We start from the raw sequence: 19,375 nt of genomic DNA on the forward strand, positions 1-19,375 counted from the left end.
TTCCTCCTGTCGTTATTTATCATGTGGCACGCGCAGTACGCCTGCACGCTCTTCTTGCTTATATTCTAATATATCAGTTTTAAAATAGCAATACGCACAATGCCATTTTTTTGTGTTTATTCTTGTATACTTTACACAAAAACGGCAAAATGCCAGTTTTTTAACAAGGTTTTTGGGCAGTGTGCTGCTCTCTTTCCAAGCTTTTCCTGTTCTTGCGGTCAGCACATCGCAACGCTCTGACCCGCCCGGCACAAAAAGCAGCCGGTTGACAATTCCTGTAAAAACCTTTATATTCAAGACACGCAGCGCTCCGCGAAAACTGCCGGGCGCACCATCTGGTTCTATATATAAAGGAGGATCCGCTATGGTTTCACCTGCCAAGTGCATCGCCGGGCGTTCTGTTGCCGATTGGATCGCGGCATATCCCGTGGTCTCCGACCTCTGTGCCCTGAAGGAGACTGCATGGGTCAACCCGGACAAGCTGCCCTTTGCACAGGCTGCGGCTGCCTGCCCGCTGACCCTTGCCGATATTGAGGACGCCGCCGCACGGCTGGAACGGTTTGCGCCCTATCTTGCCGCCGTCTTTCCCGAGACTGCTGCGACCGGCGGCATCATTGAGTCCCCTGTTCAGCCCATTCCCCGGATGCAGAAGGTGCTGGAAGAGCGCAGCGGCACCCGCATTGCCGGGCAGGTATGGGTCAAGTTGGACAGTCATCTGCCCATTTCCGGCTCCATCAAGGCGCGGGGCGGCATTTACGAGGTGCTGAAAACCGCCGAGGACATTGCCCTGCACAGCGGAACGCTGCATCTGACCGACAACTACGCCGTGCTGGCAGAAGAGCGCTTCCGCAAGCTGTTCTCGCAGTATTCCATCGCGGTGGGCTCCACCGGCAATCTGGGGCTTTCCATTGGCATCATGAGCGCAAAGCTGGGCTTTCAGGTCACTGTACACATGTCTGCTGACGCGCGGCAGTGGAAAAAAGACCTGCTCCGCAGCCGGGGCGTCAAGGTGGTGGAGTACGCCTCTGATTACAGCATCGCCGTGACCGAGGGGCGCAAACTGGCGGCGGGCGACCCCTACTGCCATTTTGTGGATGACGAAAACTCCAAGACACTCTTTCTGGGCTATGCCGTGGCTGCGCTGCGGCTGAAAAAGCAGCTGGACGCGCAGGGCGTCACCGTGGACGTGGAGCATCCCCTCTTCGCCTATCTGCCCTGCGGCGTGGGCGGCGGCCCCGGCGGCGTGGCCTTTGGCCTGAAGATGCTGTTCGGCGATGCCGCACATTGCTTCTTTGCCGAGCCCACCCACTCCCCCTGCATGATGCTGGGCATGGCTACCGGCGAAAACAGCAGCGTCTGCGTGCAGGACTTTGGCATCGACAACCGCACCGCCGCCGATGGTCTTGCCGTGGGGCGCGCCTCCGGCTTTGTGGGCGGGCTGATGCGCCCCTTTATGAGCGGCTGCTACACCCTGCAGGACGAGCGGATGTACACCCTTCTGGCACAGCTGGCAGACGCCGAAGGTCTATACCTTGAACCCAGCGCTCTGGCGGGAATGTACGGCCCGGTGCTCACCCAGCCCGGACAGCTGCTTGGCGCTTACACCGAAACCGCCCTGCCCGCCGGTGCGCTGGCAAACGCCACCCATCTGGTCTGGGCTACCGGCGGGAACATGGTCCCCCGGGAAGAAATGCAGCGCTACTACGCAAAAGGTAAGGCGCTGGCACAGGGGTGACCGTGTGTCATGCTTCGATTGCTGGACGCATATTGACATTCTTGTAAGCGTACGCTATACTGTACACGAAAGGAGTGATTCTACGATGACCACTACAAATATCACGAATTTCCGTAAAAATGCCTTCGACTATGTAGAACAGACCATTAAATACAACCAGCCCGTCAATATCACCACCAAGGACGGCAATGCCGTGCTGCTGTCTGAAGAAGATTACAGCGGCATCATGGAAACGCTGTATCTGGTCTCTGCACCGGGTATGCGCAAAAAGATCATGGACGGAATTGCCACGCCGCTTGAGGACTGCGTGGACGAAACGGCGGTGGAGTGGTAAATGTACAAGGTCGTTTACACCAAAACCGCCGCAAAGGACGTGCCAAAATTGAAGTCTGCCCATCTGGACGAAAAGGCAAAGGCGCTCATTGAAATCATTCGTGTTGATCCTTTCCAAAACCCGCCCCCGTACGAAAAGCTGGTGGGTGATCTGAACGGTGCATACAGCCGCCGCATCAACATCCAGCACCGCCTTGTTTATCAGGTCTATGAAAAAGAGCAGACCGTTAAGATTCTCAGTCTGTGGACGCACTATGAACGATAAATCTAATGGCACTTCTTCGGAAAATCCATCCTACGATGAGGATATGCGTGCAGAGTACGATTTTTCTGATGCCAGAAGGAACCCTTATCCGCACGACATACAAAAATAACAAGCAAAAGCCGCCTTTCGTGCCAACCAGCACAAAAAGCGGCTTTTTATCGTTTTATTTCAGGAGCAAAGAGCCTTGCGGAAGCTTATTCCGGCAGGTCCTCTTCGTTCTCCAAGCTGTGCCAGACGTTCTGGACGTCATCGTTATCTTCCAGAGAATCCAGCAGCTTGCCCATCTGCTTCAGCTGATCGGGGTCGGTCAGGCGGGTGGTGGTCATGGGCACCATGGCCAGATCGTCAGACAGGATCTCGTAGCCCTTCTCCTCCAGAGCCTTGACCACAGCGGAGTAGTTCTCGGGGTCGGTGGTGACCTCGGCTGCGTCCTCGCTGGCATCAAAGTCCTCGGCACCGGCATCCAGAGCGTCCATCATGGCCTCGTCGGCGTCCTTATCCTCCAGAGAGATGTCGATGACACCCTTCTGGTTGAACAGGAAGGCCACGCAGCCCATAGCGCCCAGATTGCCGCCGTTCTTATCGAAGTAGTGGCGCAGGTCGGCAGCGGTACGGTTGCGGTTGTCGGTCAGGGTCTCCACCATGACTGCCACGCCGCCGGGGCCGTAGCCCTCGTAGGTGATGGCCTCGAACTCGGTCTTGTCGCCGCCCTCGGCCTTCTTGATGATACGCTGGATGTTATCGTTGGGCACGCTCATGCGCTTTGCCTTGGCGATCAGATCTGCCAGCTTGCTGTTGGAAGCCGGGTTGGGGCCGCCGTCACGGACGGCAACGCTGATCTCGCGGCCGATCTTGGTAAAGACCTTGGCGCGGGCGCCGTCAGTCTTTTCCTTCTTGCGCTTAATGTTGTTCCATTTGCTATGTCCAGACATGGGAAAGAGCCTCCTAAATTTATCGGTATCTCCGCCTGCGGGCAGACGGGCTGTGGTCGCCCGCTTGTGGCAGCACACAAAATCTAACTCTGTTATTCTATCACAATCCACCGGCGCGTTCAAGCCTGAAAAGCCTGATTTTCGCCCGGATGCGTGTAAATCTGCGGTTTACAGCAGCCGCAGCGCCTTGGGATAGTGGTTTTTCACCCGCCCGCCGGACACCTTGCCGCCGCCCAGCGGCCAGCCGTCCACGGTCACGCAGCACCAGCCGTCCGCTGCTGTGCGGGCTTCCACCTCGCGGCCGGAGAGGTACTCGGTGCAGCGACAGTCGGCAAGGGTCAGCTGCTCGCAGTTCGTGCACAGGTTGCCAAAGGCCGTAAACAGATGGTGCTCCGGCACAAAGCGGCCCTTCTGCACGCTGCCCACGAATACCCCCGCCCGCAGCACATGAAGTCCCGTCTGCGGAAAGGCAACCGGCAGCAGCACGCCGCCGCCGTGCACCACGGCCGGACGCTGCGCCAGCGCGGGGAAATACTGCCGGGCAAACTCCTGCCATGCGGCAAGGCTCTGCGCCGGGGTGGCCTCCCCTGCCCCGGTATCCCGGGTGCGGCGGCTCGTGCCCTGCACGGCGTCCCGGCAGGCGCGGCTGTCCGCGCGGCGTGCGCTGCGGGCATCTGCCGCCTTGGCAGGTTTTGCAGCCTTGCCCTTGCTCTTTTTGCTCGCTTCCGCAGCAGCGGCAAGCCAGAGCTGCTCTTCCGGGGTGTATTCTCCCTCCAGCGGCAGGGTGCGGGGCGTGCCCGCCTTGACCAGCCGTGCCATAAAGTGCCCCTCGCCACCCTGATAGGGCCAGATGCGGCGCACCTTGCTCACATCCAGCGGCAAACCGCCGGTGCGGTTCTCTTCGCCTGCGCTGCCAAAGGTGTAATCCACGTTGCCCAGCACATCGGCCAGCACAAACTCCGGGTGGCGCTGCAAAAAAGCCGCCACCTGCGCTTCGTCCTCCTCCGGCGCGAAGGTGCAGGTAGAGTACACCAGCTGCCCGCCGGGCGCCAGTGCCGCCGCCGCACAATCCAGTATCTGCGCGCCCAGCTCTGCGCACTGCTTTACCAGTGCTTCGCAGTGCTGCTGCAGCGCTACCGGCTCCTTGCGGAACATTCCCTCGCCGGAACAGGGCGCATCCACCAGCACCCGGTCGAAAAACTCCGGCAGTGCCTCGGCAATGCGGGCGGGGGTCTCGTTGAGCACCACGGCGTTAGAAACACCCATGCGCTCAAGGTTGCTTTTTAAAATTTCGGCACGCGCAGCCACATACTCGTTGCTTACCAGCACACCGCGTCCCTGCAATGCCGCCGCCAGCTGGCTGCTTTTGCCGCCGGGCGCGGCGCACAGATCCAGCACCCGCATCCCCGGCTGTACCCCCAGCAGCGGCGCTGCCGAGGAGGCCGAGGGCTCCTGCGAGTAGAACACTCCCGCATGGTGGTACGGATGCCGCCCGGGCTTAAAGTCCGGCTGATGCACCACAAAAGCCGCCTTGCAGAAGGGCGAGGGTTCCAGCGGGAAATCTGCCCTCTGCGCAAACTGCTCCGGTGTGGTGCGCAGCGCTGACACGGTGACCCCGCGCTCTGCCGTCTGCTGCGGGGCGGCATACAGCTGCTGGTACCGCGGGCCCAGCAGGGCACGCTCCCGCTGCTCAAAATATTCCGTAGGCATATTCTTTTCCTCCCATGGGATGTATAAAGCCGCCGGCTGCGGCCACACTATGGACTGTGAGGGCGGCCCCGCCCCCACAGCAACGACCGAAAGGAGCATTCACACCATGGAAAACCGTAGTGAGAACCGCAGTACCAATTGCAAGAACCAGACCTCCAACCGTACCAGCAACAAGACCACCAACAGCGCCACCAACGAGCACAAGCACCCCAACCAGTACACCAAGGGTGCCGATGACGAGAGCGCCAAGAACTCCACCAACAGCCGTTCCACCAACGCAAAAAACAGCCGCTGATGGCGTAAGCAGCATCTGACGGACCACAGATACCAACAAGCAAAGCCCGCTGCCCTCCACCACTGGTTTCCAGTGCGGAAAGCAGCGGGCTTTCGCATTCTTATTTCCGGTCAGGGTCAAACTGCTGCCACAGCACCTCGAACAGCTGGTGCACGCGTTCCAGCTGTCCGCTCAGGTACAGCCAGCCCAACAGGCACTCGAAGCCGGTGGAGGCACGGTATTCCTCCGGGGAGGCGTGCTTGGCGACACTGGCCTTGCTGGCATTGCGACCGCGCTTGAATACGGCCAACTCGTCCTCGGTAAACAGCGGCTCCAGCAGCTGCTGTTCCCGGAACTGCGCTCTGGCAGAGACATACTTGACCTTTTCGGCGTTCAGCTTTCCGGCAGAAAGGCGGTGGTGCTCCACCAGACGCTGACGCACCAGCAGCTCCAGCACGCTGTCCCCCACAAAGGCCAGCGCCAGCGGGCTGAGCTCCCGCGGGTCGATCTTTTCTGATTCGTTCATGATGCTTTATCCTTAGAAGATATAGTCGAACTGATACTCGCCGATAAGGATGGTATCATTCTCTTCCACGCCCTTCTGCACCAGCGCGTCCAGAATGCCGCTCTCGGCCAGCTGACGCTGGAAGAACTGCAGGCTCTCGTAGTCGTCCACGTTGCTGCCGGCCAGAATATACTCCAGCCACGGGGCATCCACACTCCACACATGGGCTTCCATGCGCTGGATGGTGAAGTCGCGGCCATTCTTCTTAGCCTCCGGCTTTTTGTACTCGGGAGTGAACACCGGCACCTGCGGGATATCCTTGAGGCGGTTGTACACGAGCCCCGGCAGCTGCTTTACGCCCTGCATGGTGGCGGCAGAGATGGGCACGAAGGTCAGACCCTTACCCTCCACATACTGGCGGAAGGTCTCGATCTGCTCCTCGGTGGCAAGGTCGCACTTGTTGCCCACCACGATCTGCGGGCGCTCGGCCAGCACGGGGCTGAACTTGGCCAGCTCCTCGTTGATCTTTTCAAAGTCCTCGATGGGATCACGGCACTCGCTGCCGGAAACGTCAACGACATGCAGCAGCAGACGGCAGCGCTCCACATGGCGCAGGAAGTCGTGTCCCAGACCGACGCCCTCGCTGGCACCCTCGATCAGGCCGGGGATGTCGGCGCAGACAAAGCTTGCGCCCTCGCCCACCGACACAACGCCCAGCGTGGGCACAAGGGTGGTAAAGTGGTAGTTGGCGATCTTGGGCTTGGCGGCGCTGATGGTGGAGATGAGGGTGGACTTGCCCACATTGGGGAAGCCGATCAGACCCACGTCTGCGATCAGCTTCAGTTCCAGCGTCACCTGCAGATCCTCGCCGGGCATACCGGGTTTTGCAAATTTGGGAATCTGGCGGGTGGGGGTGGCAAAATGTGCGTTGCCGTAGCCGCCGCGGCCGCCCTTGGCAATGGTGACCGGGGTGTGGTCGGACAGGTCTGCGATGACAAGGCCGCTCTCTGCGTCCTTGATCACAGTGCCCAGCGGCACCTTGATGACCAGATTTTCGGCATTTTTGCCGTGGCACAGGCTTGCGCCGCCCTTGCCGCCCTCCGGGGCCACATACTTGCGCTTATAGCGGAAGTCCATCAGGGTGGACAGATGGTCGTCCGCCACAAAGATGATGTCGCCGCCCCGGCCGCCGTCGCCGCCGTCCGGGCCGCCTGCGGCCACGAATTTTTCGCGGTGGAAGCTCACCGCACCATCGCCGCCCTTGCCCGCATGGAGCCATATCGTGGCGATGTCGATAAAGTTAGTCTGTGCTGCCATACAGCCCCTCCTTAGCTTTATAGGCCTTTGCGTTTCAGCGCCCTCATCCGGCACTTTGTGCCACCTTCCCCCGACCGGGGGAAGGCTTGCAAACAGCGCCACACGAACGCATAGCCTTATTTCATCAAAAAGAGCCGGGCCACGAGGGTCCGGCTCTACGATTGCAGTTATTCAGAAAGAAGTTACTGCTTAACGCTGCACTTCTTGCCGCTCTTGCCCACGCGCTCGAAACGGACGGTGCCGTCTACCAGAGCAAACAGGGTGTCATCGCTGCCCTTGCCAACGTTCTCACCCGGCATGATGTGGGTGCCACGCTGACGAACCAGGATGTTGCCGGCCAGAACGAACTGACCGTCTGCACGCTTGGTGCCCAGACGCTGTGCTGCGGAATCGCGGCCGTTCTTGGTGCTGCCTACGCCCTTTTTATGTGCCATTGTAATTTACCTCCTTAGCCGTTGATCGCAGTGATCTCAACCTTGGTGTAGGGCTGACGATGGCCCATACGGCGAGCACTGTGCTTCTTTGCGCGATAGGTGATGATGTTCAGCTTCTTGCCCTTGCCATTCTTGATGACCTTGGCAGAAACGGTAGCACCCTCAACAACAGGAGCGCCAACCTTCACAGAACCCTCCTCGCCGATAGCGAGAACCTGATCAAACTTCACTTCGGAGTCGGCCTCAACGTCCAGCTTTTCAATGTAGACGATGTCGCCCTGCTCCACGCGGTACTGCTTACCGCCGGTAACAATGATTGCGTACATTTTGTTCATTCCTTTTCGTTGTACTCGCTGGTCGTAAAGGCAGACCCTTACAGCGGGCCATTTCAGGCGCCCACACCATGCGGCTAGAATATTATAGCAAAAACCAAACCGGATTGCAAGAGGAAATTTCCCCTTTTGCGCAGATTTTTACGCTTTTTTCTGCCCGGTCTGTTCTATGGCGGCTTTCACCTGCGCATTATAGGCCTCGGTCTTTTCCAAAAACAGCTTGCGCGGGCTGGAGGCCAGCAGCTGGGTGTCCTTACCCGCAAAGGAGATGGGGCCGTCCAGCTTCTTTTGAGCCGCCTTGTTCTCGGCGTTCAGCGCCAGCGGCACAAACAGGGGCTTGTCCTTGAGCTTGCGGGTAAAGTACACCTCTGCCGCAATGCCCGCCACCACGGCGATGCCTGCCATCAGCTGGGATGCCCGCAGCCCGATGGAGGGCACCAGCATCAGGCTGTCAGTGCGCAGACCCTCGATCCAGAAACGGCCTGCGCCGTACCAGATCAGATACCGCAGGGTGATGTCGCCGTTGAACTTGCGCTTTTTGATGTAGCGGAATAGCAGAAAGAAGCCCACAAAGCACCAGATGCTCTCATACAAAAAAGTGGGGTGCACCGGAAGATTGGGGTCGATGACCACACCCTTGGGTACCGTGACCGTGCTGCTCATCAGGTAAGCACGGGTGGCCTCGCTGTACATTCCCCAAGGCAGGGTGGTGTTGCAGCCAAAGGCCTCCTGATTGAAGAAGTTGCCCCAGCGGCCGCAGCCCTGCCCGATGAGAAAGCCCATAGCAGTCAGGTCGAACATGGGCAGCACCGGCACGCCCCGCCACTTGCAGGCCAGACCACCGAACAAAAAGCCGCCAATAATGCCGCCGTAGATGGCAAGGCCGCCATCCCGGATGGCGATCATCTCCCAGATGCTCTCATATTTAAAAGGTGCCATAGCCACATAGTAGGCGCGGGCGCTGATGATGCCCAGCACCACGCCGATGAGGATGACATCCACCATGCTGTCCGGGTCTACGCCAAATTCCAGACTGTGCCGGAAGGCAAAGACCAGTGCCAGACACAGACCCACCGCGATGCACACGCCGTACCAGTAGATGCTGACCCCGCCGATGGTAAAAGCCACGCGGTTCAGATGAAAACTCAGTCCCAGACCCGGGAACTGTACCAGATTCGTCATTCTTCTTCCTCCTCGTCCTCTTCTGCCGCCTGCGCCGTGCCATCCGGCTGAATGTACATGGTAGCCATGCGGTCGGTGCACAGAATGTGCTGCAAGGCAGCGTCCGCATCCTCTGCGGTCAGCCCGGCCAGCATGGAGATCTGCTGCGCCACCGTCTGGCCGCTGAGGGCAAAGTCTGCCATCTGGCTGGCCGAGTCCTCCACGTTTTCCAGATTTTCGATCAGCTGACCATATTTTTCGTTCTTGCACAGGGTAAATACTTCCCTGTCCACACCGGCGGCGCGCACCCGGTCGATCTCGTCCAGCAGCAACTGCCGCACGGTGTCCGGCACATCGCTTTCGCCAGTGAACAGGATGCAGCAGCAGCCGTCCACCCGCAGCACCTCGCCGCCAAAGCCGGGGTTCACAAGGCCCTCGTCGTACAGGCGGCGGTACAAGGGCGACATCCCGCCCACGATGCAACTGAGTACAAGGTCGTACAGCGCCTCGGTGCGCAGATCGTCCGCAGGCAACGGCTCTTCCTTAAAGCCTACGCCGAAGCAGGGCTTGGAAACCGGCATGGTCAGCGTTTTTTCCGTGGCGGCAAGGGTCATGGGCTCCGGTGCCCACAGCCGCTGCACCTTCTGCACCGGGCGGGGCTCCATCAGACCGTGCCGCTCACAGGCGGCCAAAATCTGCTCCATGGTGGTGTTGCCGGCCGCAGCCAGCACCATATTGCCCGGGGCATAAAAGGCCTTGCAGCTGTCGTACAGCATGGCGGGTGTGATCTCGGCAATGCTCTCCACTGTGCCCGCGATATCGCTGCGGATGGGGTGGCTGTGGTACAGGCACTCGAACAGGCCGGTGATGAGCCGCCAATCCGGGCTGTCATCGTACATTTTGATCTCCTGCCCGATGATGCCCTGTTCTTTTGCAATGGTCCGCTCGGTAAAGTAGGGGTGGCCCACCATGCCCAGCAGCACGTCCAGACTTTCGTCCAGCTGCTGGGTGGCGGTGAACAGGTAGCAGGTGCGGTCAAAGCTGGTAAAGGCGTTGGCGTTGGCACCGGTCTTTGCGTACTTAGCAAAGGCGTCGCCGTCCTCGTCCTCGAACATTTTGTGCTCCAGAAAATGCGCTACACCCGCCGGCAGATGCACCGTTTGGCCATTCAGGCAGAAATCCCGGTCGATGGAGCCGAACTTGGTGGCATAGATCACATGGGTGCTGGAATACCCCGGCATGGAGCGCACCAGCACCGTCAGGCCGGAGGGCAGGGTCTGCCACTGGTCGGCCACGGTCTTTTCCAGCAGGGTCTGGTTATTCTGCGGCATGGGCAGTATCCTCCTTTGTAAGCAGATAGCTGACCGAGAGGGTCAGGCGGCGCAGGATATCCCGCACCTCGTCCTTGGTCACGGCGCGCAGAGCATTCCGCGCCTGCTCTGGGCTCTGGATGGGCGCAGCGCTGTTAGCACCGGCGCGCAGCACCTCGATGTAGTACCAGCTCTCAATGCCGCCAAGGCTGTCCTCTACCCCGTTCATACCGCTGAGCAGACCCCGGCGGCAGTCCTCAAATTCCTCATCGGTGATAGGGCCGGTGCACAGGTCGGCAAGCTCCTTCAGAATCGCCTGCTCTGCGCGGGCGGCATCGGCGTGCTCCACACCGCTGTTCACCGCCATGCTGCCGGTAAAGCTCTGGAAGGAGGAGGAGCAGTAGTAGCACAGATGGTCCCGCTCCCGCACATTGAGGAACAGGCGGCTGGTCACGCTGCCGCCGTACAGCGCCATGGCAAGTCGCACCGCTGCCAGCTGCTGCGGCTGCATAGGCTGCCCCAGCGTGAACAGCATACACAGCTTTGCCTGCACCATATCATAGTTTTCGGTCTTGTGCACCGGTGCAATGGTGGGCATGGCCATGTTTTCCACCAGTGGCAGCGGGGCGCGGTCGATGCAGGTAAGTTCCGCCAGCAAGGCGTCCCGGATGGCGGCGGTCTGGGCGGCGTCGCAGCCCAGCACCAGCAGCTCAATGTTGGCGGTGCGCAGCATCTGCCGGTAGGCATCGGTCAGCATAGCCGGGGTAAGGCCGTCCACCTCTTCCAGATAGCCCTCCTGCCGCACGCCTGCCGGGCTGTCACCAAAAAACTCCCGGTTGGCCTGATGCAGGCAGTAGATGCGTTTATCGTTGATCTCGTCCTCAAGCCCTTTTTTCAGCATCTGCTTTTCAATGCTGACGGCCTGCGGGTCAAAGCAGCCGTCCACAAAATACGGGTGGAAGGCCGCACCCAGCGCAATTTTGGTATACTCGGCGGTCAGCGTCTCGCCTTCCAGCGCAAAGGCATCCTTGATGCCGGTCACACTGACGCAGAGGTTATGGTTGCAGCCCATAGGGCGGGCGTCCACGGTCAGGTCTGCACCGTAGAGCTTTGCCAGCTTTTTGGTCAGCTGGGTCATATCCGGGCAGTCCGCATAGCCGCGCTCCATCACCAGCGGCAAAAGCGCATGGGCAGTGGCCGTTTTACGCTCTGCCGGGAAAGCAAAGTGGATGCTGATGCGGCAGCGGTTGAATTTAGAAGCCGGGTCGCAGGAAAGATGCACGCCCGGTGCAATGAGAGTACGTTCCAATGATAGTTCCCTTCTCTCTGTGCCGCAGCACAGAGCGTTTGATTCAGTCTGCCCGCTGCAGGGCGATGAACTCTTCCAGGCTCAGGCCGCTGGCGCGGATGGCAAGGGCGTTTTCCACCCCCACATAGCGCCAGTGCCACGGCTCGAACACGATGCCGGTGGCGGCCTGCCGGTCCTGCGGGTAGCGCAGGATAAAGCCGTATTCCGCCGCGTAGGCCGTAAGCCACTCGTAGGTGCGGGTCTCGGCAAAGCTGGTATCCTGCTGCGGGTCGTCCACACTGAGGATATCTGCCGCGTAGCCGGTGCCGTGCTCGTTGGCGTTGGCGGCGGGCTGGATGGAAGCCGCCAGACGGGCGGCTTCTTCTTCGCTCTTGCGCTTATCGCGGTAGGTCTGCACCCGGGCTTCATAGGCGGCCTGCCGGGTGTCGGCGTCCTGATAACCGGCCACAAGGGTCAGGCTGATGCCGTCCGCCTGCGCGGCGGCGGCCATACTGCGGTACTGCATGGCGGCTTCCGCTTCCAGCTGCTGGCCGGTGGCCTCGTCGGCGGTATCCAGCAGCGGGGCAGGCTCGGCGGCATAGGGCAGGTTGGCGTTCACCAGCGTAAGCCGCGCGTCTGCGGCGTTGAATACATAATCTGTGCCGTCGTACACGCTGGCTGCAAACACCTTTGGCCCGGCCAGCAGGCCGTGCACCTTGGGCAGCAGCCACAGGATGCCGCCGGTCAGCAGCGCCACCACTGCCGCACAGCCGGCCAGAAACAGCACCCAGTTGCGGGCCAGCCGCAGCATTTTGCGGCGTTTCCATTGTTGATAGGTCAGGCGCTTATCAGCAGGCGCTCTGGAGGTACGGGTGGGTTCACTCATGCGGCGGGGCTCCTTTTCGGCATAGTTGCAGCGCCGGTGCGCCGCACAGATTCAAACTATATTATACACCCCTTTGCAATTTGTGTAAACGCCGCCGTGTGTAAAAAAATTATGACCCGCCCGCCCCCGGCAGGGAGCAGACAGGCCATAACCAAAAATTTTACGCAGATCAGTCAAACAGCATATCGTGGATGGCGCTGACAGCCTTGTCGGCGTCTGCACGGTCGATGATGCAGGAGATCTTGATCTCGCTGGTGGAGATCATCTTGATGTTGATATTGTTGTTGGACAGTGCCTCGAACATCTTGGAGGCAACGCCGCTGTGGCTCTGCATACCGGCACCCACGATGGAGACCTTGGCGCAGGTGGTGTCCACACTGACATCGCTGAAGTGTGCGCTGTCCTTCAGCACACGCATGGCCACCTCGGCTTCGCCCTCGGCACAGGTAAAGCTGATGTCCTTCTTACCGTCGCGGCCGGTGGACTGCAGGATGATGTCCACGTTGATGTTCTTCTGTGCCAGCAGACCAAAGATCTTAAAGCTCATGCCCGGCTCATCGGGAACGTTGAGAATCGTGATAACAGCAACATCGGTGTCCTTGGCAACACCCTTGATCAGCATACCTTCCATGTCCTTTGTAACCTCCTTAACCACCGTACCCGGGATGGGGTTCAGGCTGGAGAGCACCTCCAGCTCCACATTGTACTTTTTGGCCAGCTCCACGCTGCGGTTGTTCAGCACCTGTGCGCCCAGAGATGCCAGCTCCAGCATCTCGTCAAAGGTGATCTCCTCCAGTTTGCGGGTGTTGCGCACCTTGCGCGGGTCGGCGGTGTAAACGCCCTCCACATCCGTGTAGATCTGGCAGCGGTCAGCGTGCAGAGCAGCAGCAATCGCCACAGCACTGGTATCGGAGCCGCCGCGTCCCAGGGTGGTGATATCGTCCAGCTTGTTCAGGCCCTGGAAGCCTGCCACCACCACCACACGGTTGCGCTCCAGCTCGGAGGAGATCCGCTCGGTCTCCAGCCGGGTGATGCGCGCTTTGGTGTAGGCACGGTCGGTGCGGAAGCCCGCCTGCCAGCCGGTCAGGCTGATGGCATGGCAGCCCAGCTCGTTCAGCGCCATGGCCAGCAGTGCGATGCTGATCTGCTCGCCGGAGGCCAGCAGCATATCCATCTCACGCGCCGAGGGGTTATGGGTGATCTCCCCTGCCTTGGCGATCAGGTCATCGGTGGTGTCGCCCTGTGCGGAGACCACCACCACTACGTCATTGCCCGCGTTGTGGGTGTTGGCCACGATCCGCGCAACGTTGAAGATACGGTCACGGTCCTTTACGGAAGAACCGCCGAATTTCTGTACGATCAACGCCATATCTTGTCACTCTCCTCTTTAACGCCCCGCGTTTGCGGGGGCTTGCCGGGCGGAAGCGTTCTTGCACTTCCCTTACCCGTTTATCATTCCACAGTCGCGCCGGTGTTATCGGCATCCAGCTGCAACAGTGTAAATGCTTCACATCCGTCCAGACCTTCCAGCAGCTCCAGACCTTTTTCCAGCTTGGAATAGAACTTTTCGGCCTCGGCCTTTTCTGCCACTGCCATGACGGTGCTGCCTGCGCCAGAGACATACACGGCCTTTGCGCCGCAAAGCCGCGCCATATCGAATACCTCGCGGGAGCCGGGCATCAGGGGCATCCGGTACTGCTGGTGCAGCTTATCCTCGGTGGCAATGGCCAGCAGGTCGTGCCGCCCCTCACAGAAAGCTGCGGGCACCAGCGCCGCACGGGACAGGTTATACACCGCGTCCTTGTGGGATACCTCCTTGGGCAGGGCAGCGCGGGCCGCCTCGGTCAGCAGCTTGTAGTCCGGCACGATGGCGGCAAAGCAGAGGCTTTCGTCTACATTCCGCTTGACCGAATACACCTTGCCGTCCTCAAACACGCTGCTGGTCAGGCCGCCCAGCAGGGCCGGAGCCACGTTATCGGGGTGTCCCTCAATGGCAGTTGCCAGCGTGAGCAGCTCCTGCGTGTTGAGCACATCGCCCAGCATCCGGTTGGCGCCCAGCAGACCCGCGATGATGCAGGCCGAAGAAGAGCCCAGACCCCGCGCCATGGGGATGGGGTTCGTCTGGGTGATCTTGAGGGGCGGGATCTGCTTGCCAACTTTTTCGAACAGACCCTTGGCGGAGCGGTACACGAGATTCGACTCGCCCCGGGGGATACGGGTGCCATCCGATGCCGAGATCTCCAGCACCTCGCTGTCCTCAAAGGTGACTGTGTTGTACAGGGTAACTGCCAGACCCAGCGCATCGAAGCCGGAGCCTACGTTGGCGCTGGTAGCAGGGACCGAAACCTTGATCTTCATTGCCGCAGTTCCTTTCCGTTACACTTCCTCGGGCAGACGCTTGAGCACCAGCTTCACGCTGCCGCCCACGGCCTCCACCTTGCGCGCGGCCTCTGCCAGCGCACGCTCGTCGGCGCGCTCCACAAAGTAGGCGCAGCCCTCGTACCGCTCATCCACCACCTTGCCGTAGCCGTAGATGGCTTCCACCACAGCGGGTGCAATGCCCGCCACACGCACATAATATGCAGCGGGAGCCGGGTCGGTGAGCATGCCGTCCACCGGGTCCGCAGGCTGCCAGAACAGGCTGTCGTGCACCTGTGCGCCGTTTTTCAGGGCATCCACAACGTCTGCCACCACAGCGCTGGCGGTGGGCAGCTTGCCTGCGCCCTTGCCGTAGAACACCACATCGCCCAGCATATCGCCCTTGACCAGCACCGCGTTGAAAACATCGTCCACGCTGGCCAGCTGGTTTGCCTTGGGCACCAGACACGGCTCTACACCAGCGGCCACGCTGCCGTCCTTGCCAAGCTTCATCCATGCAATCAGCTTGATGACGCAGCCCAGCTTTTCGGCGCTGGCAACATCGGCGGCGGTAATGGCCCGGATGCCCCGGGTGGGAATGTTCTGGGGGTAGATCTGGTGGCCGCACACCATGGAGGACAGAATGGCGATCTTGCGGCAGGCGTCGCGGCCGTCCACGTCATCGCTGGGATCCTTGGTCTCGGCGTAGCCCAGCTCCTGCGCAATGTGCAGCGCATCCTCAAAGTCAAGGCCCTCCCGCACCATCTTGGTGAGCATGAAGTTGGTGGTGCCGTTCACGATGCCCTCCACCTCGGTGATGACGTTAGCCGCCAGGCACTGGTGCATGGGGGTGATGATGGGCGTACCGCCGCCCACAGAGGCTTCGAACAGGAAGGCGCAGTCGTGCTCCTTGGCCAGTGCCAGCAGCTCTGCGCCGTAGGTTGCCACCATCTCCTTATTGGAGGTGCACACGCTGCGGCCGCTCTCCAGACACGCCTTGACGTAGGGGTAGGCAAAGCGGGTGCCGCCGATGGTCTCCACCACCACCCGGATTTCCGGGTCCTGCAGGATCACGTCAATGCTCTTCACCACCAAAGGCTCCACCGGGTTGCCAGTAAAGTCCTTCGGGTCCAGAATGTACTTTACCTCCACCGGTTCGCCAGCCCGGCGGGAGACACTTGCAGCATTGCGGCACAGCACCTCGTATACGCCGCTGCCCACCGTGCCAAAGCCCAGAATTGCAATTTTAGCCATACTCTCTTTCCCTCGTTTCCTGTTTTGTTACAGGTTATACCCACAGCGCACACCCACGACCATGCGCTGGCGCGAAAGCTTTTCGGTCAATTCCTCCGGGGACATCTGCATGGTATCGGTGCGGATGGTGACCGCCACCAGCGCAGCCCCGTTTTCCGGGGTGGACTGGTTGATGGTCACAATACTGGCACCTGCGGCGCTGATACCAGCCAGAAGGCTTTGCAGCGCGCCGGTCTCGTCCCGCAGGGTGGCCATGACCGTGATGACCTCACGACCATTCTCGGAATCAAAAATACAATCCTTATACTTATAAAATGCGCTGCGCGAAAGCTCTACCGCACGGGTCGCAGCCGAAATGCTGCGGGCTTCCCCGCTGGCCAGCAGCTCCTTGGCGCGTACCACCTTGAGAAAGACCTCCGGCAGCACCTGCGCATCCACCAGATAAAAACGGCGTTCCAACTTGTTCACCTCTCAAACACAAGTGTTCTTGTAGAAAATATAATAGCATCCGAACCCCTGCAATGCAAGAGCCCGGATGCTATTTTGTCACTTTGTCCAGTTTTGTCTTGTAAAGCGCGCCCTGTCCTTGCCGGATTTTTCAGCAAAGGGGCGAAAAAGTACGATTTTTGCCCTTATTCCGTATCCAACGCACTGGTATCGGTGGGGACGACCGGTTGGGTGGGCACTGCGTCGTCTGTGTTCTCGGTAGAGACAGCAGCCTGCGGGGCTGCGTGGGAATAGGTGCAGGTATCGGGCAGGTCATCGGCACGGTAGTAGCCCACGGCAGTGCTCGGGCAGCCCGCACCGGCCAGAAGGCCGCTCTGGGTGCAGTAGCGGCGCTCCACCACGCCTGCGGAGGTGGGGAATGCCTTATAGGGCAGGTCTGCCTGTGCCTGCTCCATCAGTGCCTTCCACGCGGTCACACAGGTGCGGGTCTTGGCCTGCTGCTTGGACAGGGTCTTGGTCATATCATAAGGTGCATCGTAACCCCACCACACAGCGGTGACATAATAGGGCGTGCCGCCCACAAACCACAGATCCTTTTCGTCGCTGGCAGTACCAGTCTTACCAAAGGCTTCCATGCCGTTGGAGTTGGGGTAGCGGCCGCTGGCAGTACCCACACTGGAGAACAGAACGTTCTTCAGCAGACGGTTCATGACGTAAGCGGTATCGGGGGTCAGCGCCTGATAGCTGGTGGCGTTGTTTTCCAGATAGATGTTGCCGTCCCGGTCCAGCACACGGGTGTACAGGTGCGGGGTGGTGTACTCGCCATCATAGAAGATCTGGAAGGCTGCGGCCAGTGCCATGGGGGTAACACCCTTGGTCTGGCTGCCCATGACCATCTGCGCCAGACCCACGTCGTTGGTGGGGTCCAGCGTATTCAGCTGCAAGGTGTTGTAGACGAAGTTGAAGATATTGCTTGCGCCCACAAGGTCGCCTACACGCACCGCAATGGTGTTCAGCGAGCGGGCGAGGCCGTTCCACAGCGGGAGATCACTGCCATCGCCATAGTTGCCGCCGTAGTTGCGCGGCCAGCTGCGCCATGCGTTGGGGTAAGCGCGGAGCTGCTTGTCGGAGAGACCCATCAGGCCGTTCTTGCGACAATAATCTTCGTCCCGGATGATCATATCCTGCTTCTGGTACAGGGGGGAGTTGTTGAGCATGGTGGACCAGTTGACCAGACCGTACTCAATGCCCAGCGCATAAGCGCCGATGGGCTTGATGGTAGAACCGGTCTGCCGCTCCACGTTGTAGGCACGGTTCAGGGAAAGGCTCTTGGTCTTTTCGCCCAAGCCGCCCGCAATAGCCAGCACATTGCCGTCATAGTCCAGCGTGACCATGGCAGCCTGCGTGCGCACGTTGCGGTAATAGTAGACGGTGCCGTCCTCGCCGGTACGGGTCTTGGGGGTGCCATCCTCGTTGAACACCTGCACATCATCGTCCGAAATGGAGGTGACCTCTTCCTCATGCCAGCCCGCCGGGAAGTAGGCATCATCGGTGTTCAGCATCAGGTTCTCCATCTGGGACTGCAGCTTGGTGTTGACTGTTGCTTCAATAGTAAAGCCGCCGGTATAGAGCAGCTTCTGTGCCTCGGACTCCGTGATGCCCTCTTTGGCCATGATGTCCTGCACGACCTCATTGAACAGTGCATCGGTGAAGTAGGAGGTGACGGTGCTGGGCTTTTTGCCGCTGTCTTCTTCGGCCAGCACAAGGGGCTGTGCAGCGCCGTTGCGGTAGTCCTCCTCGCTGATCACGCCCTGCTGCCACATATTGTACATAATGAAGTTACGGCGGTTGATCAGGTTTTCGGGGTTCGTGTAGGGGTTATAGTTGGTGGGGTTTTTGGTAATAGAGGCAATGGTGGCGCACTCCCACAGGCTCAGCTGGCTGACGTCCTTGTTGAAGTACTCGTTGGCCGCCGTCTGCACACCCTGAATGGTGCCGGTAAAGCTGATGGTGTTCAGGTAAGCCTCCAAAATGGTCTCCTTGGAGTAGCTGCGGCTCAGGCAGAGGGCGCGGTAGATCTCGCGTACCTTGCGCAGTGCACCATTGATGCCGCTGGCACTGTTGTCATCGGTCAGGTTCTTGATGAGCTGCTGCTCCAGCGTGGATGCGCCCTGCTTGGAGCTGTAGATGGGCAGCAGATACTCGTTGATCATTGCGCCGATGGTACGCTTGAAGTTAACACCGGGCTCTGAGTAAAAGTCCTTATCCTCGGTGCAGATGAACGCATACTGCAAGTTGGAAGGGATCTGCTCCAGGTCTGCCCATACGCGGTGGCTGTTGGAGGAGCGCAGGGTGGCATACTCCACCTGTGCGCCGGTATCCGGGTCGGTAGCCACCACCATACTGGACTGGCTCAACTGGATGTTGTCCAAGTCCAGCAGGTCACCGTCGTTGGCAGTAGCCTGCACCACATAGAACACCATGCCCACGGCCACCACGCTGCCCAGCATGATGCCAAGGCAGAGCACCGTAGCAAGGGTGCGGCCAATGAACCGCAGAAGGGGGTGTTTGCTCTTTTCCTTCGGCGGCTTGGGGCTTTTGGGTGCCTTGGGTGCGCGGGTACGGTTTTCCGCTGCGGGGCGTGCCTCGCGGCGGCTCTGGGAAACATTGACCTTACGTCCCATCGGGCGGGCAGGCTGCTCCTCGCCGCTCCGATGGATCTTTCTCATCTCATTGTTGGAGATAGGGATCGCCTCCTGACATTTCAAAACTGTTGCCGGGCATTGCTGCGCCGGGTTTTATCCACATCGTTTGTGACACGAAACTTCAAACTG

The 19,375-nt window shown here is 59.9% G+C and carries 20 protein-coding genes; 4 read left to right on the forward strand and 16 right to left on the reverse strand.

Features of this window, described 5'->3' with window-relative positions; translation table 11 throughout:
• Positions 1-12: 12 nt before the first annotated feature.
• Positions 13-381: a hypothetical protein gene (locus DXB44_RS14360; RefSeq protein ID WP_147366353.1), complete on the reverse strand. Its 369-nt coding sequence runs from the start codon at positions 379-381 to the stop codon at positions 13-15.
• Here DXB44_RS14360 and DXB44_RS00780 point away from each other — a divergent pair.
• The 3 genes from DXB44_RS00780 (at position 365) to DXB44_RS00790 (ending at position 2,333) form a co-directional block, all read left to right on the forward strand.
• Positions 365-1,735, forward strand: coding sequence for a D-serine ammonia-lyase (locus DXB44_RS00780; protein ID WP_118657392.1), 1,371 nt, complete (start codon positions 365-367; stop codon positions 1,733-1,735). The two genes, DXB44_RS14360 and DXB44_RS00780, sit on opposite strands and share 17 nt — an antisense overlap.
• Before the next feature lie 85 nt (positions 1,736-1,820).
• Positions 1,821-2,069 (forward strand): type II toxin-antitoxin system Phd/YefM family antitoxin, encoded by a 249-nt coding sequence (locus DXB44_RS00785; RefSeq protein ID WP_118657393.1) that lies wholly within the window; start codon positions 1,821-1,823, stop codon positions 2,067-2,069.
• The gene (locus DXB44_RS00790) at positions 2,070-2,333 is read left to right on the forward strand and encodes a Txe/YoeB family addiction module toxin (protein ID WP_005923383.1); all 264 of its coding nucleotides are present in this window, start codon (positions 2,070-2,072) and stop codon (positions 2,331-2,333) included.
• Positions 2,334-2,527: 194 nt separating this feature from the next.
• Here the strand turns inward: DXB44_RS00790 and DXB44_RS00795 are convergent, their stop codons facing one another.
• Both DXB44_RS00795 and DXB44_RS00800 read right to left on the reverse strand, forming a co-directional pair.
• Positions 2,528-3,265 carry a YebC/PmpR family DNA-binding transcriptional regulator gene (locus tag DXB44_RS00795; RefSeq protein ID WP_005923378.1) on the reverse strand — a complete coding sequence of 246 codons (738 nt, stop codon included), beginning with the start codon at positions 3,263-3,265 and terminating at the stop codon, positions 2,528-2,530.
• Between the two features lie 168 nt (positions 3,266-3,433).
• Positions 3,434-4,975 carry an RsmB/NOP family class I SAM-dependent RNA methyltransferase gene (locus DXB44_RS00800; RefSeq protein WP_118657394.1) on the reverse strand — a complete coding sequence of 514 codons (1,542 nt, stop codon included), beginning with the start codon at positions 4,973-4,975 and terminating at the stop codon, positions 3,434-3,436.
• Positions 4,976-5,081: 106 nt separating this feature from the next.
• Here DXB44_RS00800 and DXB44_RS00805 point away from each other — a divergent pair, with 106 nt between their 5' ends.
• Positions 5,082-5,270 carry a hypothetical protein gene (locus DXB44_RS00805; RefSeq protein ID WP_117929793.1) on the forward strand — a complete coding sequence of 63 codons (189 nt, stop codon included), beginning with the start codon at positions 5,082-5,084 and terminating at the stop codon, positions 5,268-5,270.
• Between the two features lie 100 nt (positions 5,271-5,370).
• Here DXB44_RS00805 and DXB44_RS00810 read toward each other — a convergent pair whose 3' ends face one another.
• From DXB44_RS00810 to DXB44_RS00870, 13 genes are all read right to left on the reverse strand, one after another.
• Positions 5,371-5,775 carry a ribonuclease III domain-containing protein gene (locus DXB44_RS00810; protein WP_097779634.1) on the reverse strand — a complete coding sequence of 135 codons (405 nt, stop codon included), beginning with the start codon at positions 5,773-5,775 and terminating at the stop codon, positions 5,371-5,373.
• Positions 5,776-5,787: 12 nt separating this feature from the next.
• A complete protein-coding gene (obgE, locus tag DXB44_RS00815) occupies positions 5,788-7,071 on the reverse strand; it encodes a GTPase ObgE (protein ID WP_118657395.1) in 1,284 nt (427 codons plus the stop codon).
• 182 nt (positions 7,072-7,253) lie between these two features.
• Positions 7,254-7,505: a 50S ribosomal protein L27 gene (gene rpmA, locus DXB44_RS00820; protein WP_005923362.1), complete on the reverse strand. Its 252-nt coding sequence runs from the start codon at positions 7,503-7,505 to the stop codon at positions 7,254-7,256.
• A 14-nt stretch (positions 7,506-7,519) separates the two neighbouring features.
• Positions 7,520-7,831, reverse strand: a complete 312-nt coding sequence (gene rplU, locus DXB44_RS00825; protein WP_015537858.1) for a 50S ribosomal protein L21 — start codon at positions 7,829-7,831, stop codon at positions 7,520-7,522.
• Between the two features lie 147 nt (positions 7,832-7,978).
• Positions 7,979-9,019, reverse strand: a complete 1,041-nt coding sequence (gene lgt / locus DXB44_RS00830; protein WP_118657396.1) for a prolipoprotein diacylglyceryl transferase — start codon at positions 9,017-9,019, stop codon at positions 7,979-7,981.
• Positions 9,016-10,329 (reverse strand): pitrilysin family protein, encoded by a 1,314-nt coding sequence (locus DXB44_RS00835; RefSeq protein WP_118657397.1) that lies wholly within the window; start codon positions 10,327-10,329, stop codon positions 9,016-9,018. Before DXB44_RS00835 ends, lgt begins: the two co-directional genes overlap by 4 nt.
• Complete coding sequence (locus tag DXB44_RS00840; protein WP_199680538.1) at positions 10,316-11,617, reverse strand: insulinase family protein; 1,302 nt, start codon at positions 11,615-11,617, stop codon at positions 10,316-10,318. The genes DXB44_RS00835 and DXB44_RS00840 overlap by 14 nt, the downstream gene beginning before the upstream one ends.
• Positions 11,618-11,660: 43 nt before the next feature.
• Entirely contained in the window at positions 11,661-12,482 is an 822-nt protein-coding gene (locus tag DXB44_RS00845; RefSeq protein WP_118657398.1) for a M15 family metallopeptidase, read from the reverse strand.
• A 169-nt stretch (positions 12,483-12,651) separates the two neighbouring features.
• A complete protein-coding gene (locus DXB44_RS00850; RefSeq protein WP_118657399.1) occupies positions 12,652-13,851 on the reverse strand; it encodes an aspartate kinase in 1,200 nt (399 codons plus the stop codon).
• A gap of 83 nt (positions 13,852-13,934) precedes the next feature.
• Complete coding sequence (thrB, locus tag DXB44_RS00855) at positions 13,935-14,840, reverse strand: homoserine kinase (RefSeq protein ID WP_005923334.1); 906 nt, start codon at positions 14,838-14,840, stop codon at positions 13,935-13,937.
• An 18-nt stretch (positions 14,841-14,858) separates the two neighbouring features.
• Entirely contained in the window at positions 14,859-16,094 is a 1,236-nt protein-coding gene (locus tag DXB44_RS00860) for a homoserine dehydrogenase (protein WP_055184962.1), read from the reverse strand.
• A gap of 27 nt (positions 16,095-16,121) precedes the next feature.
• On the reverse strand, positions 16,122-16,562 hold the full coding sequence (locus DXB44_RS00865; protein ID WP_005923329.1) for an ACT domain-containing protein: 441 nt from the start codon (positions 16,560-16,562) through the stop codon (positions 16,122-16,124).
• A gap of 164 nt (positions 16,563-16,726) precedes the next feature.
• Positions 16,727-19,270 (reverse strand): transglycosylase domain-containing protein, encoded by a 2,544-nt coding sequence (locus tag DXB44_RS00870; protein ID WP_118657400.1) that lies wholly within the window; start codon positions 19,268-19,270, stop codon positions 16,727-16,729.
• Positions 19,271-19,375: the final 105 nt, after the last annotated feature.

The sequence above is a fragment of the Faecalibacterium sp. OM04-11BH genome, from assembly GCF_003482185.1.
Classification (GTDB): Bacteria; Bacillota; Clostridia; order Oscillospirales; family Ruminococcaceae; genus Faecalibacterium; species Faecalibacterium tardum.

Coding starts and splice junctions, on each gene's coding strand:
- DXB44_RS00780 (WP_118657392.1), top strand. CDS start 365: ATGGTTTCACCTGCCAAGTGCATCGCCGGGCGTTCTGTTGCCGATTGG.
- DXB44_RS00785 (WP_118657393.1), top strand. CDS start 1,821: ATGACCACTACAAATATCACGAATTTCCGTAAAAATGCCTTCGACTAT.
- DXB44_RS00790 (WP_005923383.1), top strand. CDS start 2,070: ATGTACAAGGTCGTTTACACCAAAACCGCCGCAAAGGACGTGCCAAAA.
- DXB44_RS00795 (WP_005923378.1), bottom strand. CDS start 3,265: ATGTCTGGACATAGCAAATGGAACAACATTAAGCGCAAGAAGGAAAAG.
- DXB44_RS00800 (WP_118657394.1), bottom strand. CDS start 4,975: ATGCCTACGGAATATTTTGAGCAGCGGGAGCGTGCCCTGCTGGGCCCG.
- DXB44_RS00805 (WP_117929793.1), top strand. CDS start 5,082: ATGGAAAACCGTAGTGAGAACCGCAGTACCAATTGCAAGAACCAGACC.
- DXB44_RS00810 (WP_097779634.1), bottom strand. CDS start 5,775: ATGAACGAATCAGAAAAGATCGACCCGCGGGAGCTCAGCCCGCTGGCG.
- obgE (WP_118657395.1), bottom strand. CDS start 7,071: ATGGCAGCACAGACTAACTTTATCGACATCGCCACGATATGGCTCCAT.
- rpmA (WP_005923362.1), bottom strand. CDS start 7,505: ATGGCACATAAAAAGGGCGTAGGCAGCACCAAGAACGGCCGCGATTCC.
- rplU (WP_015537858.1), bottom strand. CDS start 7,831: ATGTACGCAATCATTGTTACCGGCGGTAAGCAGTACCGCGTGGAGCAG.
- lgt (WP_118657396.1), bottom strand. CDS start 9,019: ATGACGAATCTGGTACAGTTCCCGGGTCTGGGACTGAGTTTTCATCTG.
- DXB44_RS00835 (WP_118657397.1), bottom strand. CDS start 10,329: ATGCCGCAGAATAACCAGACCCTGCTGGAAAAGACCGTGGCCGACCAG.
- DXB44_RS00845 (WP_118657398.1), bottom strand. CDS start 12,482: ATGAGTGAACCCACCCGTACCTCCAGAGCGCCTGCTGATAAGCGCCTG.
- DXB44_RS00850 (WP_118657399.1), bottom strand. CDS start 13,851: ATGGCGTTGATCGTACAGAAATTCGGCGGTTCTTCCGTAAAGGACCGT.
- thrB (WP_005923334.1), bottom strand. CDS start 14,840: ATGAAGATCAAGGTTTCGGTCCCTGCTACCAGCGCCAACGTAGGCTCC.
- DXB44_RS00860 (WP_055184962.1), bottom strand. CDS start 16,094: ATGGCTAAAATTGCAATTCTGGGCTTTGGCACGGTGGGCAGCGGCGTA.
- DXB44_RS00870 (WP_118657400.1), bottom strand. CDS start 19,270: ATGAGAAAGATCCATCGGAGCGGCGAGGAGCAGCCTGCCCGCCCGATG.